Source organism: Methanococcoides vulcani (assembly GCF_900111645.1).
GTDB lineage: Archaea > Halobacteriota > Methanosarcinia > Methanosarcinales > Methanosarcinaceae > Methanococcoides > Methanococcoides vulcani.
On the sequence record NZ_FOHQ01000008.1, the window covers coordinates 69,684 to 90,005 of the forward strand.

General features: G+C 43.0%; 20 protein-coding genes and 1 pseudogene. 13 read left to right on the top strand and 8 right to left on the bottom strand.

Annotated features, from left to right (window positions below; translation table 11 throughout):
* Positions 1 to 69 precede the first annotated feature (69 nt).
* Both BMX02_RS10925 and BMX02_RS10930 read right to left on the bottom strand, forming a co-directional pair.
* Positions 70 to 1,446: pseudogene (locus tag BMX02_RS10925) on the bottom strand (monomethylamine:corrinoid methyltransferase).
* 16 nt (positions 1,447 to 1,462) lie between these two features.
* Positions 1,463 to 2,119 (bottom strand): corrinoid protein, encoded by a 657-nt coding sequence (locus BMX02_RS10930; RefSeq protein WP_091690745.1) that lies wholly within the window; start codon positions 2,117 to 2,119, stop codon positions 1,463 to 1,465.
* Positions 2,120 to 2,285: 166 nt separating this feature from the next.
* On the opposite strand from BMX02_RS10930, the gene BMX02_RS10935 reads away from it, so the two are divergent.
* From BMX02_RS10935 to BMX02_RS10965, 7 genes are all read left to right on the top strand, one after another.
* Positions 2,286 to 2,696, top strand: a complete 411-nt coding sequence (locus BMX02_RS10935) for a helix-turn-helix domain-containing protein (protein ID WP_091690746.1) — start codon at positions 2,286 to 2,288, stop codon at positions 2,694 to 2,696.
* 338 nt (positions 2,697 to 3,034) lie between these two features.
* Positions 3,035 to 3,910, top strand: a complete 876-nt coding sequence (locus BMX02_RS10940) for a damage-control phosphatase ARMT1 family protein (protein WP_091690747.1) — start codon at positions 3,035 to 3,037, stop codon at positions 3,908 to 3,910.
* A 138-nt stretch (positions 3,911 to 4,048) separates the two neighbouring features.
* Entirely contained in the window at positions 4,049 to 4,237 is a 189-nt protein-coding gene (locus BMX02_RS10945) for a CooT family nickel-binding protein (RefSeq protein WP_091690748.1), read from the top strand.
* A gap of 163 nt (positions 4,238 to 4,400) precedes the next feature.
* Positions 4,401 to 5,408, top strand: coding sequence for a type II glyceraldehyde-3-phosphate dehydrogenase (locus tag BMX02_RS10950; RefSeq protein WP_091690750.1), 1,008 nt, complete (start codon positions 4,401 to 4,403; stop codon positions 5,406 to 5,408).
* Between the two features lie 26 nt (positions 5,409 to 5,434).
* Positions 5,435 to 6,235, top strand: a complete 801-nt coding sequence (locus BMX02_RS10955) for a bifunctional fructose-bisphosphatase/inositol-phosphate phosphatase (protein WP_091690751.1) — start codon at positions 5,435 to 5,437, stop codon at positions 6,233 to 6,235.
* A gap of 4 nt (positions 6,236 to 6,239) precedes the next feature.
* Complete coding sequence (locus tag BMX02_RS10960) at positions 6,240 to 7,076, top strand: NAD(+)/NADH kinase (protein WP_091690753.1); 837 nt, start codon at positions 6,240 to 6,242, stop codon at positions 7,074 to 7,076.
* 69 nt (positions 7,077 to 7,145) lie between these two features.
* On the top strand, positions 7,146 to 8,324 hold the full coding sequence (locus BMX02_RS10965; protein WP_091690754.1) for a homocitrate synthase family protein: 1,179 nt from the start codon (positions 7,146 to 7,148) through the stop codon (positions 8,322 to 8,324).
* Positions 8,325 to 8,432: 108 nt separating this feature from the next.
* Here BMX02_RS10965 and BMX02_RS10970 read toward each other — a convergent pair whose 3' ends face one another.
* The gene (locus tag BMX02_RS10970; RefSeq protein ID WP_091690756.1) at positions 8,433 to 8,975 is read right to left on the bottom strand and encodes a TIGR00288 family NYN domain-containing protein; all 543 of its coding nucleotides are present in this window, start codon (positions 8,973 to 8,975) and stop codon (positions 8,433 to 8,435) included.
* Positions 8,976 to 9,241: 266 nt separating this feature from the next.
* On the opposite strand from BMX02_RS10970, the gene BMX02_RS10975 reads away from it, so the two are divergent.
* The gene (locus BMX02_RS10975; protein ID WP_244624902.1) at positions 9,242 to 9,574 is read left to right on the top strand and encodes an RAD55 family ATPase; all 333 of its coding nucleotides are present in this window, start codon (positions 9,242 to 9,244) and stop codon (positions 9,572 to 9,574) included.
* Between the two features lie 48 nt (positions 9,575 to 9,622).
* Here BMX02_RS10975 and BMX02_RS10980 read toward each other — a convergent pair whose 3' ends face one another.
* Positions 9,623 to 10,312, bottom strand: a complete 690-nt coding sequence (locus BMX02_RS10980; RefSeq protein WP_091690759.1) for a diphthine--ammonia ligase — start codon at positions 10,310 to 10,312, stop codon at positions 9,623 to 9,625.
* A gap of 14 nt (positions 10,313 to 10,326) precedes the next feature.
* Positions 10,327 to 11,832 carry an asparagine synthase gene (locus BMX02_RS10985; protein ID WP_167879259.1) on the bottom strand — a complete coding sequence of 502 codons (1,506 nt, stop codon included), beginning with the start codon at positions 11,830 to 11,832 and terminating at the stop codon, positions 10,327 to 10,329.
* Between the two features lie 163 nt (positions 11,833 to 11,995).
* Here BMX02_RS10985 and BMX02_RS10990 point away from each other — a divergent pair, with 163 nt between their 5' ends.
* From BMX02_RS10990 to purQ, 5 genes are all read left to right on the top strand, one after another.
* Entirely contained in the window at positions 11,996 to 12,247 is a 252-nt protein-coding gene (locus tag BMX02_RS10990) for a hypothetical protein (protein WP_091690763.1), read from the top strand.
* 141 nt (positions 12,248 to 12,388) lie between these two features.
* Positions 12,389 to 13,009, top strand: a complete 621-nt coding sequence (locus BMX02_RS10995) for a tetratricopeptide repeat protein (RefSeq protein ID WP_091690765.1) — start codon at positions 12,389 to 12,391, stop codon at positions 13,007 to 13,009.
* A 118-nt stretch (positions 13,010 to 13,127) separates the two neighbouring features.
* Positions 13,128 to 13,673 (top strand): CDP-alcohol phosphatidyltransferase family protein, encoded by a 546-nt coding sequence (locus tag BMX02_RS11000; protein WP_244624904.1) that lies wholly within the window; start codon positions 13,128 to 13,130, stop codon positions 13,671 to 13,673.
* 87 nt (positions 13,674 to 13,760) lie between these two features.
* Positions 13,761 to 14,009, top strand: coding sequence for a phosphoribosylformylglycinamidine synthase subunit PurS (gene purS / locus BMX02_RS11005; protein ID WP_091690769.1), 249 nt, complete (start codon positions 13,761 to 13,763; stop codon positions 14,007 to 14,009).
* The gene (purQ, locus tag BMX02_RS11010) at positions 14,010 to 14,705 is read left to right on the top strand and encodes a phosphoribosylformylglycinamidine synthase subunit PurQ (RefSeq protein ID WP_091690771.1); all 696 of its coding nucleotides are present in this window, start codon (positions 14,010 to 14,012) and stop codon (positions 14,703 to 14,705) included. It abuts the gene before it with no gap.
* Between the two features lie 222 nt (positions 14,706 to 14,927).
* Here the strand turns inward: purQ and rnhB are convergent, their stop codons facing one another.
* From rnhB to BMX02_RS11025, 3 genes are read right to left on the bottom strand one after another with little or no spacing between them, the layout of a single operon-like run.
* Positions 14,928 to 15,572: a ribonuclease HII gene (gene rnhB / locus BMX02_RS11015; protein ID WP_091690773.1), complete on the bottom strand. Its 645-nt coding sequence runs from the start codon at positions 15,570 to 15,572 to the stop codon at positions 14,928 to 14,930.
* Between the two features lie 47 nt (positions 15,573 to 15,619).
* Positions 15,620 to 17,866, bottom strand: coding sequence for a type II secretion system F family protein (locus BMX02_RS11020; RefSeq protein WP_244624913.1), 2,247 nt, complete (start codon positions 17,864 to 17,866; stop codon positions 15,620 to 15,622).
* Positions 17,867 to 17,885: 19 nt separating this feature from the next.
* Positions 17,886 to 20,126: a type II/IV secretion system ATPase subunit gene (locus tag BMX02_RS11025; RefSeq protein ID WP_244624915.1), complete on the bottom strand. Its 2,241-nt coding sequence runs from the start codon at positions 20,124 to 20,126 to the stop codon at positions 17,886 to 17,888.
* Between the last annotated feature and the right edge of the window lie 196 nt (positions 20,127 to 20,322).

The window sequence follows — 20,322 nt, forward strand, 5'->3', positions numbered from 1 at the left end:
AGTGACAAATGATGAATAAAAAAAGCCAGCGAAAGTCGCTGGCAAAACTATCGATGTACTATTTTAGTCTTAGAATGTAAGACCAAACTCTTCGAGTTTCTTCCTTGCACCCTCGTATACCTTGACGTACTCGTCGGTTGGTGTGACGGTTGCAACGTCGTAGCAGTCCTGGAATCTCTTACCCTGAGGTGCTGTTGCGTAGTCGCCCTCGTATGATGCGACAAGTTTGTGGAGTACAGCGTTTACGGAGTCAATGTCCATACCTGCTGTTGCACGTGCGACTTCTCCCATCATCCTTGCTTCCATACCGGTTGTCTTGTCAGTGATGACACCCTTTGCAGCTGCGACACCAGAGAGGATCTCACGGCCTGATGATGTGTCAGTTACGGACTGTGCTGCTGCTTCAAGGAGGCACATCTCTGTGCATGGACCTGCGCATGGGTAGTACTGGTTACCGGACATAAGGTCTGTGAACTCACTAATGGTTGCACATGCCCATCCAGCGATGGTCAATGTTTCCCTGGTGTTGGTGGATCCCCATCTGATGTGGACAGGACCATCAAGGTGCCAGCTTGCACTGCTCATTACCATGGAGTTGAGGTGAGTTGCAATATCGACGATGGTTGTTTCCTCAACGCCACCAGCGTATCCGCCGAAGATAGGCATCTGTTCGTCCATGATTATGTCGCTGTTACCCTTGTAGTGTGCGATAACTGCAATTGCATCGAGATCGATCTTAAGCTCGTTGAGCTGTGATACTTCGTGGCTGTCACTGGTTACCTGGCCGCCGACACAGTCGGAAGCGATGTTTCCCTGAGCGGACAGGGAGGTCTCTGGTCCCTAAACAGCCATACCTGGCCTGCCAGCCATTGCTGCTGCGTTCTTGATGAGCCTTGTCTCGGACTTTGCTGCGAGAACTTCGTATGGGCTGCCTGGTATAGGTGGCTTGCCACGTACTGAGGTCATGACACCGTTAACGATCGTGTCGACTTCCTTCTCAAGTGCATAGCTCATGTGAAGTGGAACGAATACATCTTCGGAGATAGGGGAACCTGTTGGACCACCCTGTACGATTGGCTTTCTCTTGTCACCAACGGACCTCTTCTTCATCTGTACTGCATCCCTGCCGGTACCGAGCTGGAATTCCCTGTGTGGGTTGTTGATAGCATCCCAGATCTCGTCCTCTGTGTATTTGACGATCCTCTTTGTGTCGGTACAGTAGATACCACAGTCTAAGAGCATCTCGAAACCTGCTTTGAAGAGTCTCTCCATCTGGTCCTTGTCGGTTGGAACGAACTCGTTGCCGAAGTCAAGGTTGTATTTCTGCTTGAGTTCCATTGCCTTCATTGGAATGGTCATCAGATCCCAGTCATCCTGGGTAGCTTTCTCACCCTTCTGTGCACGGTCATAGAAATCAAAGCAAGTTACTGATTTTGTGAATGTCATTTTAATTTCCCCTAATTTATGCGCTCATAAGCTCAAGTGCTACTCTTGCTGCCTCTGCTGCATTTTCGGCTGTGCCGTCTGCACCACACTCAGCGATCCATTCATCTGTGACTGGTGCGCCACCGAACATGATCTTGACAGAGTCTCTGAGGTTCTCTTCTTCAAGTAACCTTACTACATCTTTCTGGCCAAGCATTGATGTTGTCATCAGTGCGGAACCGACAAGGAGCATTTTCTTACCCTTGTTCTTTGCAATTGCTTCTACTACATCCTCATTTGGAATATCTGTTCCAAGGTCCATGATCTCAAAGCCGTTTGCACCGAGCATTGTTGTAACGAGACGGTGGCCGATATCGTGAATATCTCCTTCCTGTACGAATGTTACTGCCATACCTACACCCTCTTCTTCGCCTTTCTCTTCTGCGAGGATAGGCTCAAGGATCTCCATTGCGGATTTCATTGCCTTTGCAGACATCATGATCTGTGGAAGGTAGATAGTTGCTGCTTCGAAGTTGTCACCGACGATCTTCATTCCTGGTGCAAGTGCTTCGTTTATAATGTCGAAGGCACTAATTCCTGCATCAAGTGCTTCCTGTGTTATTGCAGGGCAGCCGTTGATATCCTGGTTCACTATTGCATTTTTAAGTTTGTCAAAAAGTTCCTGATTTCCCATTTTCATCACCTTTTTAATAGCAGTTTTCCAGCCCGATCGGAAAGTCTTGTTTTCCCGAAAGGTCGTTTGTCCTGTTCAACTGCAAGTACTCCTTGAGGATACTTGTATTTATACTTTTCCAACTTGAAACCAATGTATTTATACTTTTAAACCAATAGCAATCGCCATGACAAAAACAGAAATGATTCCTATTCAAAAAAAATTGACTCACAAGGAACTCAACAAAAGAATACGGTATATTGAAACGCTGATCAAAGTACTGGATCGTTTATACTTTATCCGACATAGATATATGGGAGACTCCGTGGAGGAAGCTGCAAGCAAAGTAGGCGTTACCAAGAAGGTTGCATATGTATGGCAAAAACGATGGAATAAGGATGGTTATGCAGGATTATTACCTCGGCATGGCGGTGGCAGACCTTCCAAACTAAGCGAAGACCAGAAGAATGATCTGAAGATATACCTAAGGGTGCAAAAGAGCTGGACAACTGCCCAGGTTGCCGGCTTGATCAAAGAGAAATTTGGAGTGGAGTATTCATTAAAACAAGTTAGGATTATTATTAAGTCCCTTGATTAAAAGATTACTTCAATTTGTTCTTTTCCCCATATTTTCTTTTTTTCTGTACTTATGTAGGTATATAAACAAGAGACAACAATCGCTTTATATAATATACGCCTAAATCGGAAATAAATGTTCTTTTTAAGTAATAGATTCACCGTTTAAGGGTATTTTTATCATGGATTTACGTAGTTTCATTAAGTTTGATTTTTGCCGGAAGGAGTCTTCCGCTTCGTTCAATGCCGTGCCAAGGCACATGGGAGTACTTTGAGTTAAACTTATGTGTATGACGCCTATTTGATACATCCATCTGAAGATCGATATTACTTATTATTACAACTTAAAGGGCTAAAATAATGAAAATGGATGCAAGATGTACGTATTGCCTTCTTTCCAGAGTGCACTATGAAGCACAGCTTTCAACCAATGACACTGAGCTGATACACAAGACCATGCTGGCAGGGATCGATGTGCTCAAAGAGACCTATAAGCCCGGGGTGCCTGCGGGGGTGGTATCAACTGCCATCCACAGGAAAGCTTATGAGATCCTCAATGACGATGACCCCTATTTTGAGCTCAGGCAATTAAGCAACCGGATCGCAGAAAAAGTATATCCATATGCCCATTCCCTTATCCATGATGGCGATCCGACAGATGAGGAGATGTTCAGAAGAGCAGTGCTCGCGTCTGTTATCGGTAACTTCTTCGATTTCGGCATCATGGGCTTTGACGTAGGTGAAGATGTTTTTGATGAGACCTTTGCAGAAATATTCCGGAAAGGACTTGATGTAGATGATACCACCGAGATGTTCGGAATGCTTGATGATGTTGTCTATGTGGTTGACAATTGCGGGGAGATCATCCTTGATACACTTGTTTTTGACATCATCAGGAAGGTTGGTGGCAAGATCACACTTGTAGTACGCGGCGCTCCTATGCTTACCGATGTTACCATGGAGAATGTACGGGAGTTTGAGCTTGACAAGAAGGTGGACCGGGTACTGACCACAGGCTCAAATGCTGTAGGTGTCTGCTTTGAGGAAGCACCTGCTGAATTCATCGATGCTCTTGAGAATGCAAGTCTTATCATAAGCAAAGGAATGGCAAACTATGAGACCATGTCCGAAAGAAATTTTGGACCAATTGCATACCTGCTTCGTACCAAATGCGAAGCTGTAGCAGAAGATATGGGCCTTGAAATGGGATATTCCGTGGCAAAGCTCGTGAGATGAGATCTGGAAGATTGTGTGAAAGTAGTTATCTATTATTAGAACATATTAATGCATAATCTAAAGCATATGAATAAGTTCAAAATACTTTCACCGATGGTCTGACGTACCATCACAATAATGTCAATAACAGGTGCAGATATGTGCGAACTGAATGCAATAGTTATCAACGGCGATGAAAGGGAATTGGTTATGGAATCAGTCACGAAAATGGTGGTTGATGGGGATTCCATAGAACTTACGGGAATATTCGGGGAAAAGGCGATCATCTTCGGTACAATAAAAGAGGTCGATTTTTCAAAAGGGGAAACTATAATTATTGGAAATTGAATTAACAGGAACATGAGGAGCCACACCGGTAATTAAGTATGGTCTTTGCTACGGATGATCTTTATCTTCGTGGGTCTGCGTGTGCTCCGGGTGTCAAATTATTACTGTTCATACTGATATACTATAGAGAATTGTGTCAAATTCGTAATGGAAGGTACATTAAATGACAAAAGCTAAAGTTGCAATAAATGGATATGGAACTATCGGCAAAAGAGTGGCAGATGCTGTAATGCTTCAGGATGATATGGAGGTCATCGGTATTGCAAAGACACGCCCTAACTTTGAGACTGCAATGGCACAGGAGAAAGGATATGCCATCTATACTCTTGCTGACAGGGTAGAAGCAATGGAAAAGGAAGGCATTGAAGTTACAGGTACAGTTGAGGATATGATCGAAGCAGCTGATCTTGTAGTTGACTGTACTCCCGGTAAAGTGGGTGCTACCAACAAAGAGCTTTACGAAAAAGCAGGTGTCAAGGCTATCTGGCAGGGTGGCGAGGCCCATGAACTTGCAGGTTGCTCCTTTAACGCTGAAACTAACTACGAAAAAGCACTTGGAAAGGACTTTGTCAGGGTAGTATCATGTAACACCACAGGTCTTTGCCGTGTGATCTCACCACTTGACAAGGAATTTGGCGTAAAGAAGGCACGTATCACACTTATGAGAAGATCTGCTGATCCGGGTGACATTAAGCACGGTCCTATCAATGCGATCATTCCAAACCCTATCAAATTACCATCCCACCACGGTCCTGATGTAAAGACCGTCATACCTAACGTTGACATTGCGACCACAGCTGTCAAGCTTCCTACAACACTGATGCACATGCATACCATCAATCTTGAGCTTGAGAAGGAATGTACTGCAGAGGATGTCGAGAGCATTCTTGCAGAACAGAGCCGTGTCAGGTTCGTAGGTCAGGGAATAACTTCCACAGCTGAGATCATGGAGCTTGCAAGGGACCTTGGCAGGCCAAGAGGCGACATGTGGGAGAACTGCATATGGAATGAATCCATCACAATGTATGAAGGAGAACTCTATTTCTTCCAGGCGATCCACCAGGAATCAGATGTCATCCCTGAGAACGTGGATGCCATTCGTGCAATGATGGAACTTGAAAGCGATGGGCAGAAGTCCATTGTTGAGACGAACAGCAAAATGGGTATCTGATCTGCCCATCATTTTTTCTATCTAATATGAAAACTTACTCATGGGCGCTGGAATTCTGTGATCTCCTGTCAGATGCTGCCGCAAATGCAATTTCCGATCTGGTCGATACCTCTGAGGCCTTCGAAACGGTCTATGTGGGTGCCGATGGTACCGATACCAAGCTAATTGATGATGTTTCAGAAAAAGCCATACTTAAGACCCTGAGAAAAGATGGTCGTTCAATGAGGATCTTAAGTGAGGAATTCGGAGAGATCAAACTGGGTGAAGATCCTGAATTTTCTATAATTCTGGATCCTCTTGATGGCACCTACAATGTTGCCAATGGTATTCCTGCCTACAGCATTTCCATCGCTATCGGTGAGCCGGATCTTTCTTCTGTTTATTTCGGATATGTGAGGAACCTTGCAAATGGTGATGTTTTCCATGCCGGGTTGGGGGAGGGAGCATATTTTAATGGTAAAAAGATCACCCCTTCAGGGAATTCTGTCCTGAACAATTTCTGCATAAGTCTCTATGGCTATCGAAGGAATGTGGAAAGAACAGTAGGCCTTTGTAAGAACGTTCGCAGGATCAGGATATTCGGAAGTGTGGCTTTGGAATTATGCTATGTGGCAGCAGGCAGGCTTGATGCATTCGTCGATGTTCGCGGTTCCTTGCGTCTTGTGGACATTGCTGCCGGAAAGTTGATCATCGAAGAAGCCGGAGGCAAGGTCACTGATGGAGAAGGCTCCCCTCTTAAGCTCAGGGGCAGTGTAATAAATCCATTTTATATGGTAGCTTCGAACGGACATGCACATTCTGAGATATTGAAGCTTATTAGGAGGTAATACCATGACCATCAAAAAGATCGGGATCGTATCGCGGTGTGACCATGAAGATGCACTTGAGATGGTCAGGAAGATAGTGGAACACTTTAAGTCAAAAGTTGCCATTGCTGTTACTACGAACACAGCCAGTCCCTTGGATCTGCATGATGTGGAGATCATCCCTGTGGAAGAAATGAGGGAAAACGGTGTCGAGCTTCTTATTTCCATAGGGGGAGATGGTACTGTACTTCGCAATATTGCCCGCATGGAGGACCCGCTTCCAATATTAGGCATAAACATGGGGACACTGGGATTTCTTGTGGACGTAAATCCTTCAGAGGCCATTGAGACCATTGAAAAAGTGCTAAAAGGCTTCAAGTACAGCGAACGTTCCCGCCTTTCCGTCAAGCTCAACGGGGAAAAGATACCACCTGCAACCAATGAAGTTGTACTTACAACTGCAAGACCTGCAAAGATACTGACCTTCAGGATCACCATCGATGATCGAAAAATAGAAGACGTCCGTGCTGATGGTGTTGTGATCGCCACCCCTACCGGATCTACTGCATATGCAATGAGTGCTGGCGGACCGATCATCGATCCGAATGTCAATGCAACTCTTATTGTGCCTCTTGCACCTTTCAAATTATCTTCAAGACCCCTAGTAGTTCCTGCAGACAGTCTTATCAAGGTCGAGATGATCATCCCGGAAAAGGAAGCAGCCCTTGTGGTCGATGGGCAGTACACTCATAATATACAGGAGAACGATGTTGTCACGCTGACAATGTCTAATTTCCCTGCAAGGTTTGTAGAAACTTCCACAAGCGGGTTTTATGAGAGGGTAGAGAGCAAGCTCAGATAACTGAAAATTAGGTTCAAAACCTACATATTTATATATTGCTTTCTCAAACAACGAGTGGGAATCAATACTATGTCAAACACTGATGATTATTCCAAAAATGAACTTATGAAGTTCATCGATATGAAACCTCTTGACATCGAGATATGTGATGTGACCTTGAGGGACGGTGAACAGACTCCAGGCGTAGCTTTCACAAGGGATGAAAAAATCGACCTTGCAATGGAGCTTGACGCCATAGGTGTCGAGGTTATCGAAGCTGGATTTCCTGTTGTCTCCAGTTCTGAAAAAGAGATCGTCAAAGAGATCAGCAATTTGGGACTTGATTCAAATATTTGCTGTCTTGCACGCTCTGTAATAAGTGATGTTGACGCGGCGATCGATTGTGATGTTGATATTGTTAGTATTTTTATTGCAATGTCAGACCTTCACTTAAAGTTCAAATACCACAAAAGCTGTGCAGATGTATTCAGTTGTGCAATGAATAGTATTGAGCACGCAAAAGATCATGGTCTTAAGGTCAGGTTCGCAGCAGAGGATGGTACCAGGACCGATGTGGAAACTCTCAAAAAAGCGTTCATAGCAGCAGAAGACTATAAAGTGGATTATGTGAGTATCGCAGACACTATTGGTATTTTAAGCCCTGCAACTACTCATTATCTTGTGTCTGAGATCGATAAAGTGGTCAATACGCCCATTTGCATCCACTGCCACGATGACCTTGGAATGGCAACTGCAAACACTCTTGTAGCTGCAGAGGCCGGTGCAAAGCAGCTGCATACCACGGTCAATGGCATTGGAGAAAGGGCAGGCAATGCTTCCCTTGAAGAGTTGCTTGTTGCATTAAGGGTGCAACATGGAATTGAAAGATATGATACTACAAAGCTTACCGGGATCTCAAATAAGCTCCAGGAATATTCCGGATTGCCGATCGCAGTGAATAAATCCGTAGTTGGTAAACATGCTTTTACTCATGAGTCAGGCATTCATGTAATGGCAATTTTGGAAGAACCACGGACCTATGAACTCTTTAGTCCTGAAATGGTAGGTGGAAAGCGTAATCTTATAGTAGGCAAGCACACTGGTAAAAAGGCGCTTAAAGGAATAGTTAAGAATCTTGGATATAGCTTAGACCATGATGAGCTCTGCGATCTTATTCTTAAAGTAAAGAACTGTACTGAGGTTAAAAAAGGATTATCTCGTGAAAGGCTGGAAACTCTTATTAAAACTGTCCAATCCCATCAGGAATAAATTGGTTTAATGTTTTCAGAATATCGATCGAAGTTTAAATAATTTTAGAAACTGCATGTAAGATAATTTACATGCAGAATATTTATGGCTGTATGGTCACATGGGACTTTAAATTGATGTGGATCTTTTTTGCTTTATTCTTTCATTCTCTTCCTCATCGTGATAGTTCATCCGGTTGTTCTCAAGTATTACAACATAATCGGACGAGTTGCGTAGAGCTGTTGAGAATCCTGGTTCAACACCAAAGATAATGGTTTCTTTCCCATGTTCGTTGGCCTTGCTCAGAAGTGGTTTGAAATCAGCATCTCTTGTTACCAGTGCAATAGTATCAATTGTAGGGTTATATACAAGCTCCATTCCTTCTACTGCAAGACGTACATCAACATCACTGGAGCAGATGATAGGCTCAAAACCATTATTCTCTATTGCCTCTACAAGTTTATCCGATGCATACTGGTTCAGAAATACCCTGCCGATCTTGACATTGCCATATTCTTTTAACACATCGCGTATCTCTTCAAGGTTCACATTAAATTCCTTGCGTAGTACGTTAGGGCCGTCAACAAGGAGCCCTATGCGTCTCCTGTCGGTTTCCTTCTTTGTACTAAGATATTTGACAATGGAATTAAATCCCGTTTTAACGTTCTGCATGCTTCCCTCAATTTTGTTACTAATATAATAAATTCCCTTATAGATTATAATGATTATGTTATCTGGGCATTGCAGTATCCAGAAACTTGGATCACACTTGGATTACAAGTGATCGATATAAATTGCAATATGTCCCTCCATCCCTTCCTTTTAAGAAATGAGCAACTATTATTTAGAATCTCCGCTTGACAGTATTAACTGTACCAAATGGAAATTGAGAATATGTATTTGATAACGGGTACCAACTGGGAGATAAGTTCACGTGTTTGGCATTGGATCCACTGGGTGCACTTTATTCATTTCATGACACCGATCCTCAGCTCATGAGGAAGCGACTTTACCACCTTTTAGAGCCATTAAGAAGAGAAAACCTTACTACTTTCTTGATCCTGGAAACAGCAGACTCAAGTGGATTTAACCAAGAGTTCGAGGGTTATCTTGCAGACGGCATAATCGAACTGGGAGTTCACACGAAAGATGATACTGCAACCCGCTATTTAAAAGTGAGAAAAATGCGCGCATCATCGCATAGTATGGATTCTCACATCCCCACCGTTTCAAATGATGGACTGCAGATATACAAAGGTACTATCTTTTGATTTGATAATTTAGATTAAATCAATTGACAATTTGCTAAAAAATAAAGATTATTCTTTATCCACAAGTTCTGCATCCTCAATTACAACATTTGCAGTGTACTCATCACGTTCGACAAGCCTGAACTTATTGATCTTTATCTTTTTCGTGAACATCGGAGCATCGGTAACAAAGCTCTCGAACTCGCCACCCTCACCTGCAATATTCATACCGATCTTCTCATTAAGCTTCACAAGCTTATCCACATCACTGTTAAATATGGTCTTGCCGACCCAGCTGCTGTTCAGACCATACGCTGCAATGCTGCTGAAGATGAATTCAAAACCCTTATCCAGCAGTTCCCTCATCTCCTGTTCCTGATCGATATGCCAGAGCGGAGAGAACGACTCAAGTCCCAGTTCCTTGCAGATCTTCTCGATCCGGTCCTTCTGGTAATTGGAATATAATGCACCGGTCACAATTCCCTCAATGCCGAATTCTTCCTGCGCCTGCATGATAGCGTTCTTGAGATCTTCAAGCTCAAGTTCCTTCTCACCCTGCGTGAAGGTCTCCAGTAAAGGTAGTTCCATAGCCTCTGCCTGCAGTCTTGCCAGGTCGATATTGGGAGTGTGGAACATGTAAGAATCAGGATTCCTGCTCTTGATGGTTATCAGGCATTCGATGGGATATCCCCTCTCCTGCATAATATGCAATGCATAGTTCGAATCTTTTCCTGAACTGAAAAGAACACCTAGTTTCACTCTATCATTCTCCTTCAAAAACTATTGATATATTCGGTCTTGTTACTAAAACCAGCTCTCTTTGCCAGTTTTTTCAATGCCTGGTCGAAACGGCTCCCATATTGAGCAGCCTTTTTACTGCGTTTTGTGATCGCTTCTGGCAGACCGAGTTCCTCGCCTGCCCTGCGCAAGATGACTTTGTTCATGTCATCAGACATCTTGAACTTTTCCGGAATAGCCAGTGAATACTCCACGAACTTCTCATCAAGATATGGAAGACGCAGCACAGTTCCTGTAAACGCTGCAACAGTGTCATCCCTGTATGTGTTCACCTCATGCATCTCAAGGATATCCTTCAAACAATCCTGGTTTATGTTCCCGGACTGCTTGTAACGGTTGTATCCTGCGAAAAGCTCATCTGCACCGGCACCTGCAAAAAGGACATTGATGCCATCCTTCTTTGCTGCAACGCTTGCAGCATACATGGTCATGGCAACACCGGTTTTGGGGACACTGGCATCCTCTATAAGAGGTACGACGACCTTAAGGTGCTCTTCAACCGCCTCAAGGTCGATCTCATGGACCTTCAGTTCAAATCCAAGTTCTTCGGCTATCCTTTTAGCACATATTATATCGGGCGAGGAAGCAACACCAGAGAGTCCGACAGTATAGCAGGTAACAGAAACACCCTTTGCTTCGGCTACCTCCTTGCAGATGGATGCGAGGATAGTAGAATCAATCCCTCCGGAGAACATGACACCGAAGTTATCATCGGGAACACGTACTGAAACTGCATCTTTCAGCAACTTCAGCAATTCGTCGCGAACATCATCCTCAGATCCCTCAACCTCAGTGAGTTCGGAAAGGAACTCACGATCGTGCAGCGTAATTGTGTTGTCCTCGAGATCATAGCATAATATTTGCCGGGGAGAAAGTTCTTTTACTTCCCTGCAACCTGCTTTTTCAAGGAACTTCTTCTCAGAGGCAAAAGCAAGCCCTCTGGAAAGATCATACCAGAGAGGCTTGACACCTATGAGATCCCTGGCAAGATACACTTTATCATCTACCTTACAGCCAAATGCATAAACACCTCGCAGCTGACGAAGTGATGTGTCAAGAAAGGACAGAGTGTCCGATTCATTTAACTTATCGGCAGCTACTTTTTTAAACAAAATTTCAAGGAACAGAACAAGAAGATCAGCATTGTTCCTGATAGCACCTGCAACATCATTTCCGTAACTTTCAGACAGATGTTTCCAATTATAAAGATCAGTATCACAAACAGTTATTATATCCTCTGCAGACAGTGAAAGATCCATCATTGAGGGGGTCATTGCAGGAACCATTGCAGGATCAAAGAAAGTTATCAGGGAGCCATCAGAAGAAATATCAGGAATCTCCAATCCGGATGAGAAACTAAGAACTTCATCCTTTGTACAGATGAGAGCATCATAGTTTCCGCGCGATTTCATCTCCCTGAAAATAGCACCAGGATCGATTCCCGTATTCTCTGTGTTAAAATAACCTGCAATCCTGCCCATTATTTGAAAGAACCTGTCAACCATATATCTATGTATCGGATACATTAGCAGACATAAAATATTCGAAAAACTTGGCTTTTTTATTGAGAATAATGCTCTGCCTATTATTCTTATAGCTTTTCTTTTCATAATCCTGTCTTTTAGCGGTGCCAGCCAGATCAGTATGGGGTCAGGAACTGATACTTTTGTTGAGAAAACATCACAGCTTTATCAGGACTATGACCACCTTTTCCTTAACATATTCTACACACAATCCATGGTAGTACTGGTGGAGAACGGTGATATTACTGCGATCGATGCTGCACTGGCACTTCTTGCCACATTCATTGTATTCCCACCAGCACTCGTCTACCTTGACACCTGGAGGGACAGAAGACTGGGAATTGCAATGCCCGAAACCAATGAAGTATATTGACCACTGAATATATATTCAAAGACTGCTCTATTAATCTGAAAGATGCCTGTGCTTCAGATCATACCTAATGATATATGGTATGCCTAAAAAAAGGTAGACTTTTTATATTTTTATTCATAAATAAGAAGGGAGTGGTCTTTGATGGAAGAGAAAGAAAGAACAATAGAACAACTGTTCAATCTTGGCTTCCACGCAGAATATCCGGAAGAAAAAGTAGAATACTATTCTGCAATACTCGAATCCGATTCCAGAGATCCTCTTTTGTGGAAGGAGGAAGCTCTAGCACTGGTCTGGACAAACACCGGGATCGCTTACTGTGATCTCAGTGAATATCAGAAAGCCGTTTACTGTTTTGAAAAAGCATTAGAACTTGATTCCCTTAATCCCGATATATGGTACAACAAAGGAATTGCACACTCATATCTCGGTAACCATAGAGAGTCGGTCAAATCCTATACGAAAGCCCTCGAGGTCGACCCTAAATATGATAATGCATGGATAAATAAAGGAATGCTCCATGACATACTGGGAGAGTATGAGGAAGCCATCAAATGTTATGAGCATGTCCATGTCACAATGGAGATCGATCCAAAATATGCTCTTGCATGGAATAAGAAAGGTATTGCATATTACCATCTTCGCAAATATGCGGAAGCTATTACCTGCTTTACAAAAGTTCTCAACATGGATCCGGACTATGAAGATGCAAAGAACAATATGGCAAATGCAATGAAAAAGCTAAAAAGCGCTGGTGAGCAATAACCGATAAATAACTTCAAACCGTAATTTCATTAATAACATTGCCCTATAAGATAGAACTTGACAGCAAGAGGGATCAATTATTTTCAATGAACTAAAAGACACGATCAGAATCTCGGTTTTGCCGCTTGCAAAGAACATTCCTATCTCACCAAATATCCTGACCATCATAGGACTTCTTATCAGTGGCATTGCAGCCCTTGAGTTTGCCATCGGCGAGCTCACCATGGGTGCGATCTTCATTATGCTAAGCGGTATCTTCGATGTCCTTGACGGTGCAGTCGCAAGGGCTTCAGGAAATATCACACCATTTGGAGGTGTGCTGGACTCGGTCTGTGACAGGTATGCGGATGCTGTCATCTTTGCAGGCATCATTTACGGCTCGGTGAACGGGAGCATTTATCAGACCACACTGTTGCAGGCACCGTTGTGGTTATGGTGTGTTCTCGCATTGATCGGCTCATACATGGTCAGCTATACACGTGCCAGAGCAGAAGCCGCAGGATCCACTTCGATGAACGTGGGAGTTGCAGAGAGATCTGAAAGACTGATCATACTGATAGTGGGAGCTATCACAGGATATATTTTAATTGCAGTAGCCGTTATAGCAGTACTTGCACACCTGACCCTTGTACAAAGGATATGGAATGCAAAACAAACATTATAACTTAAACCTGGATGTTAAAGCGATATTTTTAATTGCTTGATAACCATTATACCCCTAATCACATTATAGCAAAAACAGAGGATCAAAATGCAATATCGTGCAGAAGTAACAATCGAGCTTAAGCCGGGAATGCTTGACCCGGAAGGTACCACCATTAAAAGGGCATTGGAGCACCTTGGATACCACACAAACGAACTGAGGACATCAAAGAGATATATCATTGACCTTGAGGAAGAGTCCAGTGAACTGGCAGAAAAGAAGGTTGATGAGATGTGCCAGAAGCTTATCGCGAACCCGATCATACACAATTACACCATCGACATGAGGGAAGCTTAAATGACAATAGCCATCATTCAGTTTGGTGGAAGCAATTGTGATCTTGATGTTTTGCACGTACTGAAAGACGTTGTCGGTGTGGATGCAGAACTTGTATGGTACAAGGAGCATGACCTTGACAGGTTCGAAGGTGCAGTGATACCCGGAGGCTTCTCCTATGGTGACTACCTGCGCGCAGGTGCTATCGCATCACGCACACCGATCATGGATTCCGTCAAGAAGATGGCAGATGAGGGTAAGCCGGTAATGGGTATTTGTAACGGTTTCCAGATACTCACTGAATCAGGACTGCTCAATGGTGCCCTTGCAACCAACATGTACCCGAAGTTCAGATGTGAAGGGACCTACCTGAGAGTAGAGACCACAGACTCACCATTTACTTCCGCTTTTAAGGAAGGCGAAGTTATCCGGGTACCCATAGCCCATATGGAAGGTAATTTCTATGCTGATGAGAAGACCCTTTCAAATATGGAAGATGAAAAGCTTGTAGCTTTCAGGTATGTGGATAAAGATGGTCACGTGACCGATGAAGTAAACCCCAATGGTTCACAGGAGAACATTGCAGGCATACTGAACGGGAAAAGGAATGTAATGGGACTTATGCCCCATCCGGAAAGAGCATCCGAATCTATCCTTGGCTCCGATGATGGCGTCAGGATGTTCCAGTCAATGGTGGAGTATATTAACAACAGGTAATATTACCTGAATACTCAACTTTTTTTCATTCATTTTAATTTAATTATAGTCTAGTCTAGTCTAGTCTAGTCTAGTCTATCCCATTCCATTAGATTTTACTCTAGCCTATCTCATCCCATTCGACTTTAGTATAGTCCATTATACTCTAACCTAGCTATTCTATTAATGTAACATCTATAGAGCTGACAGCATTTAGTCTATTCTTTATTTATCCGATCAGCCTTATTTTTCAACGATATTCTGTGCGGTCTTCCAGGAATGCCTGACGATATCCGGCAGGGAACCGTGCTCATCATACCAATCCTTCAGGAACTGCTTGGTCTTTGGATCAGAGGGATATCCACTTCCAAAATCCACACCGATATCTTTTTTAAGCTCTTCAATCAGTTCATCGCGCCTGACCTTCGCTACAATAGATGCTGCAGATACCACCGGGAAAAGATCATCGGCTCCATGTTTTGAAACGATAGTGGGAGCTACGCTATCAGGGTGATTCTTCAAATAACCTTCAAGAAGACGTTTGCCAAATCGTTCCTCTTTTACATCCGCCGCATCAACATAGATCTCATCACCCGGAAGATTTTCGATCACATTCCCAAAGCCAAGGACCATGATCTCGTTCATGGTCATCAGTTTGCGAAGCTCATCTATCTGGCCAGGGGATACTTCAAAAACAAAATAATCATCTGCATACTTCTTGATCTGGGACGCGAGATGCACTCTCTTTTTTGGTGAGAGTTTCTTGGAATCGGCAACCCCGAGATTCTTAAGAGCATTGCTTTTACTCTTATCAATTCTCACACCACCAATGCACATAGGACCTATTACAGGACCTTTTCCAGCTTCATCAATTCCCACGATCTTCATTGAAATCTCCCATCATTGTAATTGCCCTGCTTAAACAGAACAACTACTCATACGAACAGGGTGAATATAAGATAGCCGACAGTGATCATGACTATTGAGTGTTTCAGTCCTGAAAGTACATTACCCTCACCCATTGCACCTGCCATGAGCCCGGAGCTTAATCCCTGAAGAAGGGATGCATGCAGGAACAAACGGGTGTATGCTTCAAGGTCAAAATTTCCAAGGAATCCACCGCCCTGTGTTCCTGCTTCAGCCATCTTTTCACCCGCAATTGCCATCTCGGTCAGGAAGGTCGTAGAGATAACATAGATGACTCCAACGAACACGAAGAAAGCAATATAAATGATGACTATGTAGATCATCATGTTCATTGAACGCTCATGTTTCATGGACTGTTCTGATGCTGCATCACGTGCTGCTACCAGAAGCACTTCACCCACATCACCACTTGATTCATTGGCTCTTGTAATAAGGGTCATCGAACGTGCTATAACATGAGTTCGATGCCTGTTGGCAAACCTGATGAGGGAATCATTGACATTCATTCCCCAGAAGGTATCCTTCCAGATCTTGTGGATCTCTTTACCAAGGTTTCCTTTACTGGAAGCTTTCATAAGTTTTATGGAATCACGAAGAGTCATTCCGGTCTCGTTAGTGCTTGCAAGTTTTTTTAAGAAATCAGGGAACTGTTTCTCAAGGCTTTTCTTCCTATGGGATTTAACCTCATGGAAAATAGCAAGAGGAACTATTACAAGGAAAAGACCAAGTACAATATAATCATCAATAAAAGCAACCACCTGTGATGTTGTCTGAAGATCCCCTTTATTCAACCAGAAGGGGATAAAAATAACCAGAAATGCAAGTGGTAATGTAACAGCAAGGGTATAGAGAGGTTTATTCATCAGTGGTTTGATCGGATTCTGCAAGAAACCCCTCAATGATAATGATCTTTTAGACTTTGCAAGATCCCCATACAATGCTCTCTCCCGGACCTTTTCTTCAGTCTCATCTATCAGTTCACCTGCTTCGTTATATACCGGTTCAAGATATGATGGGGTCTGTGGAATACCATGATCAAGCACTATTCTGGTAGGCAGGATATCAGGTTCTCCGCTCTCGCTTGGAGTAATAATGCTGATCATCACAACAAACATCAGTGAGCCGATCGGAAGTACGGCATAAATAATGGCATATACCATGACATCTGATCCTGAGCCCATCACAGCCATCATAACACCTAGTATGATGATAAAGAGGGGACCGGCAACGAATGCAGTAACATAGGATTCTGACAGCAATGCCAGGGTCTCCAAAAATCCTTTCTGGTCTATAACTGCTTTTTGCATATACTGTTCAGACTTATCCTGGAAATAACGTGGAATACTTCCACCACTGTCAATGCTGGTCAGCAGGTTCTGCATCAGGTCCTGGAACCTTTCTGAAGGAGTTATGTCGCTAATGTTCGAGATCGCGGTTCTCAGGTCGTGTCCGAAATAGTCCATCTCACGCAGGATGGCATCTATCTCTTTCGAAACCTCACCGTAGGTATCCTCTGAACGGGCTAACAGCCTGAATACTTCAATAATGTTCATGCCACCCTTACAAAGGGCATACATGAAAGTTACGGCATAAGGCAGATGCCTGTCGATATTTCCTTTGCGTTCACCTGCCTTGAAACCCGGGTAAAGCATAAACAATCCATAGGTAACACCTCCAAGCATTGCAGCAAAAAGAACGGTTATAAAAAGACCAATGAACAACGATTTAAATTGAAGTATCCAGGAAGTAGATGTGCTGAACTCCAGATTTGTTATAGTATCAGGAAGTCCGACCAAATTCACAACAATATATGAAAGGATAAGACCCAGAATAAGGCCAATTACACAGCAAAGCACGGAATAGAAAATCGTATTTGAGACATACATCTCATATGAAAGAGGCACACGTGCCTGGTAAAGTTGCACCTGGAGATTTGCATATTTTTCTTTCCTTGCCTGTATCCGATCACCAAGTAATGCAAAAGGGATCTTTTTAAAGATAGCGAAGTAATCATAAAACCTGTCAAAAGTGCCATTATCCTTTTTGGGCCCCCCGGATAGCTTTCGTTTGATACCACTCAGGAATGAATCCTTTTTAGTCCCGGAAGAAAGTGAGGAGGGGGTGCTGACCTCCGTTTCGATTGAAGGTTCGATATCCTGAAGACTATCCTGTTCTTCGACAAGATCAGCAATATCAGGAACTATTTCCTGTATTTCGCTTTCATGAGCTTTTTCCTGAAATCCGTCTTCTGTCACCTTATCACTCCAAAGAACGTTATAGCAGATCAAGTTCCTTCAAGACTTTTTCCGGTGTGGATTGATAGGCATTAATAATACTAGAGATCTGCTTAAAGTCCTCAATATTATTATTGACCATATATTCCAATATACGCTGCCTGTTTGCCAATTCCCTGTTGACATCCATTGTACCCCAGCCTCTCCTCATACGGATATCCATCAAAGCTTTTGAATCGCCTGTTCTATTGAAGATATCGGTTGAAGAATCCCACACGAACACATCATTGGTCCTGATGTTTCGTGTATTTGGATCGATGTCAATGATCTCCACCACCTTCAGGTTCCTTCTGACACGCTTGCCCATGGAATAGGTCTGTGCCTGAATGCACATAATGTCCAGTGCCTGTATCATGTTACGCGGTACACTGATAGGTGGGTTCTCAAGCCTGTGGATAGCGGATGGAACTGAATCTGCATGCATTGTCGAGAAAGTTGTATGTCCTGTGGACATTGCCTGGAACAATGTCAGAGCTTCTTTACCACGAACTTCTCCGACAAGGAGATATTCTGGACGCTGACGTAATGCAGCCTTTAGAAGATCATACATATCTACAGAACCGCGATCGTCCGCTGTGAAGGAATCTCTAGTTACACCAGGGATCCAATTTGGATGAGGCAATTTCAATTCCCTTGTATCTTCAAGACTGATGATCTTAGCCTTTTCAGGAATAAATAGGGATACGGCATTCAGGGAAGAAGTCTTACCGGATGCAGTACCACCGGCATAGATCAGGCTCTTGTTGTTCTCAATGCATAGCCAAAGATATGCCATACATTCCGAAGAGAATGTTCCCCACTTCAGGAGATCTATCGGAGTGATAGGATCCTCACTGAACTTCCTGATAGTAAATGTACTACCATGGGTTGTAACACTGACACCCAGTGTCATCTGTACCCTTGAACCATCCGGCATAGTGGCATCGACCATAGGATCTGCTACTGAGATGTGCTTGCCGCTCTTCTGTGCAAGCTGGATAATGAAAGAATTAAGTTCATTTTCCTCAAAACTGATGTTAGTAGCAATGTTCTGGTAAACACGATGATAAAGGAAGATCGGCTTACTGTGACCATTACCGGAAATATCCTCTATTGAACTATCATTCATCAGGGGATCGATCTTACCGAATCTGATGAAATCACGCTTAATGTAATAAAATACCTTCTCAAGCATTGCAGGAGTTATTTCGATAGCATAGTCTTTGATGATGTCACGGATCTCTTTTTCAAGCACTTCTTCCTTATCCTCATTTTCATCAATATCTTCTACCAGAAGCTCATTATGAAGACGATCCTGTATCTCTGTCAGGAAGACCTGCTCAAAGTCAGAGAGTGAAGGCTCGACCACATAATAAATGTGATCATTTCGATCCTCATTGTAAAGAATGACAATAAAAACATACGGTTCCGAGGTCCAGTAACGATCAATTTCTTCATAGTCCTCAACCCCTGTAAATTCTGAAAGGATCCCATGGACTTCCGGGTCATAAGGTTCGATCTCCTCATTCTCCCCTCTGAAGAGATTCTTTATTTTGTCGATAATGCCTATCTTTTCAGCTGGAATTCCTTCATCGTCCTTAGAAACCTGTTCTTCCTGAAGGACATCTTCGGAAACACTATCTTTAACAACATTCTCTTCGACAACATCTTCGAAGCCCTTGTTGGCTTCCTCCAAGTCAGCGATATCTTTTCTACTTTCCAGTTCATCGACAATATGGATATCACCGATATCTTTGTTATCAGTGCTACCCTCATCTGTCAGCTCAATATGCGTCTTTGGGAACGTTTCTGTGATGGTACGCTCTTCGTGTAAAGATAAGTCGGATCCTTCCGGATCGATGGAAACTGGTTCAAAACCATTGGAATAACCACCTATTGGTTTCCAATCCTGTATAGAGGAACTGGATTCGAGTTCCGGACGGGAAAAATTCTCAGATTTTGGTAGAAGGATATTAAGATCCTCATCAGCATCATTATCAAAACTGTTCCTTTCAGGAGGATAACCAAAACTTTTTTTAGATCTGCTCCTTGGTGTTAGAATAACTGCTTCAAGGTCTTCTTCATCAATTTCATTACTGTTGTGAAATTCGGATAGGTTATCGCTAAGTTCCTTTCCTTCATTGGCTGCATCAGGGTCGTTTCCAACGGCAGTATTCTGATCGGCATCTTCAATACCATCCATCCTGTCGTTATCCGGGTTTTCTTCTGCCTCTTTTACCATTGTTACACCGCAAAGGATCTGTGTTCATTATAGCCACAGATGGTGTGATCTATTATTATAATGATAATAATCATTATACATTATTAAAGTTATTGCATTTAAAGGAGTACATTCCAAAGAAAATTGATGAAAAATATTAAATCAAAAGCTACACATGTTCGTTCTATTATCGGTTCAAATTGCTAATGGTCATATA

What these genes read in the sequence shown, in the direction of transcription:
- BMX02_RS10935 (WP_091690746.1), top strand. Translation starts at nt 2,286, where the DNA reads ATGACAAAAACAGAAATGATTCCTATTCAAAAAAAATTGACTCACAAG.
- BMX02_RS11025 (WP_244624915.1), bottom strand. Translation starts at nt 20,126, where the DNA reads ATGGTAAAAGAGGCAGAAGAAAACCCGGATAACGACAGGATGGATGGT.
- BMX02_RS10950 (WP_091690750.1), top strand. Translation starts at nt 4,401, where the DNA reads ATGACAAAAGCTAAAGTTGCAATAAATGGATATGGAACTATCGGCAAA.
- purS (WP_091690769.1), top strand. Translation starts at nt 13,761, where the DNA reads ATGCAATATCGTGCAGAAGTAACAATCGAGCTTAAGCCGGGAATGCTT.
- BMX02_RS10960 (WP_091690753.1), top strand. Translation starts at nt 6,240, where the DNA reads ATGACCATCAAAAAGATCGGGATCGTATCGCGGTGTGACCATGAAGAT.
- BMX02_RS10955 (WP_091690751.1), top strand. Translation starts at nt 5,435, where the DNA reads ATGAAAACTTACTCATGGGCGCTGGAATTCTGTGATCTCCTGTCAGAT.
- BMX02_RS10970 (WP_091690756.1), bottom strand. Translation starts at nt 8,975, where the DNA reads ATGCAGAACGTTAAAACGGGATTTAATTCCATTGTCAAATATCTTAGT.
- BMX02_RS10945 (WP_091690748.1), top strand. Translation starts at nt 4,049, where the DNA reads ATGTGCGAACTGAATGCAATAGTTATCAACGGCGATGAAAGGGAATTG.
- BMX02_RS10985 (WP_167879259.1), bottom strand. Translation starts at nt 11,832, where the DNA reads ATGGGCAGGATTGCAGGTTATTTTAACACAGAGAATACGGGAATCGAT.
- rnhB (WP_091690773.1), bottom strand. Translation starts at nt 15,572, where the DNA reads ATGAAGATCGTGGGAATTGATGAAGCTGGAAAAGGTCCTGTAATAGGT.
- BMX02_RS10940 (WP_091690747.1), top strand. Translation starts at nt 3,035, where the DNA reads ATGAAAATGGATGCAAGATGTACGTATTGCCTTCTTTCCAGAGTGCAC.
- BMX02_RS10995 (WP_091690765.1), top strand. Translation starts at nt 12,389, where the DNA reads ATGGAAGAGAAAGAAAGAACAATAGAACAACTGTTCAATCTTGGCTTC.
- BMX02_RS10990 (WP_091690763.1), top strand. Translation starts at nt 11,996, where the DNA reads ATGGGGTCAGGAACTGATACTTTTGTTGAGAAAACATCACAGCTTTAT.
- BMX02_RS10965 (WP_091690754.1), top strand. Translation starts at nt 7,146, where the DNA reads ATGTCAAACACTGATGATTATTCCAAAAATGAACTTATGAAGTTCATC.
- BMX02_RS10930 (WP_091690745.1), bottom strand. Translation starts at nt 2,119, where the DNA reads ATGGGAAATCAGGAACTTTTTGACAAACTTAAAAATGCAATAGTGAAC.
- purQ (WP_091690771.1), top strand. Translation starts at nt 14,010, where the DNA reads ATGACAATAGCCATCATTCAGTTTGGTGGAAGCAATTGTGATCTTGAT.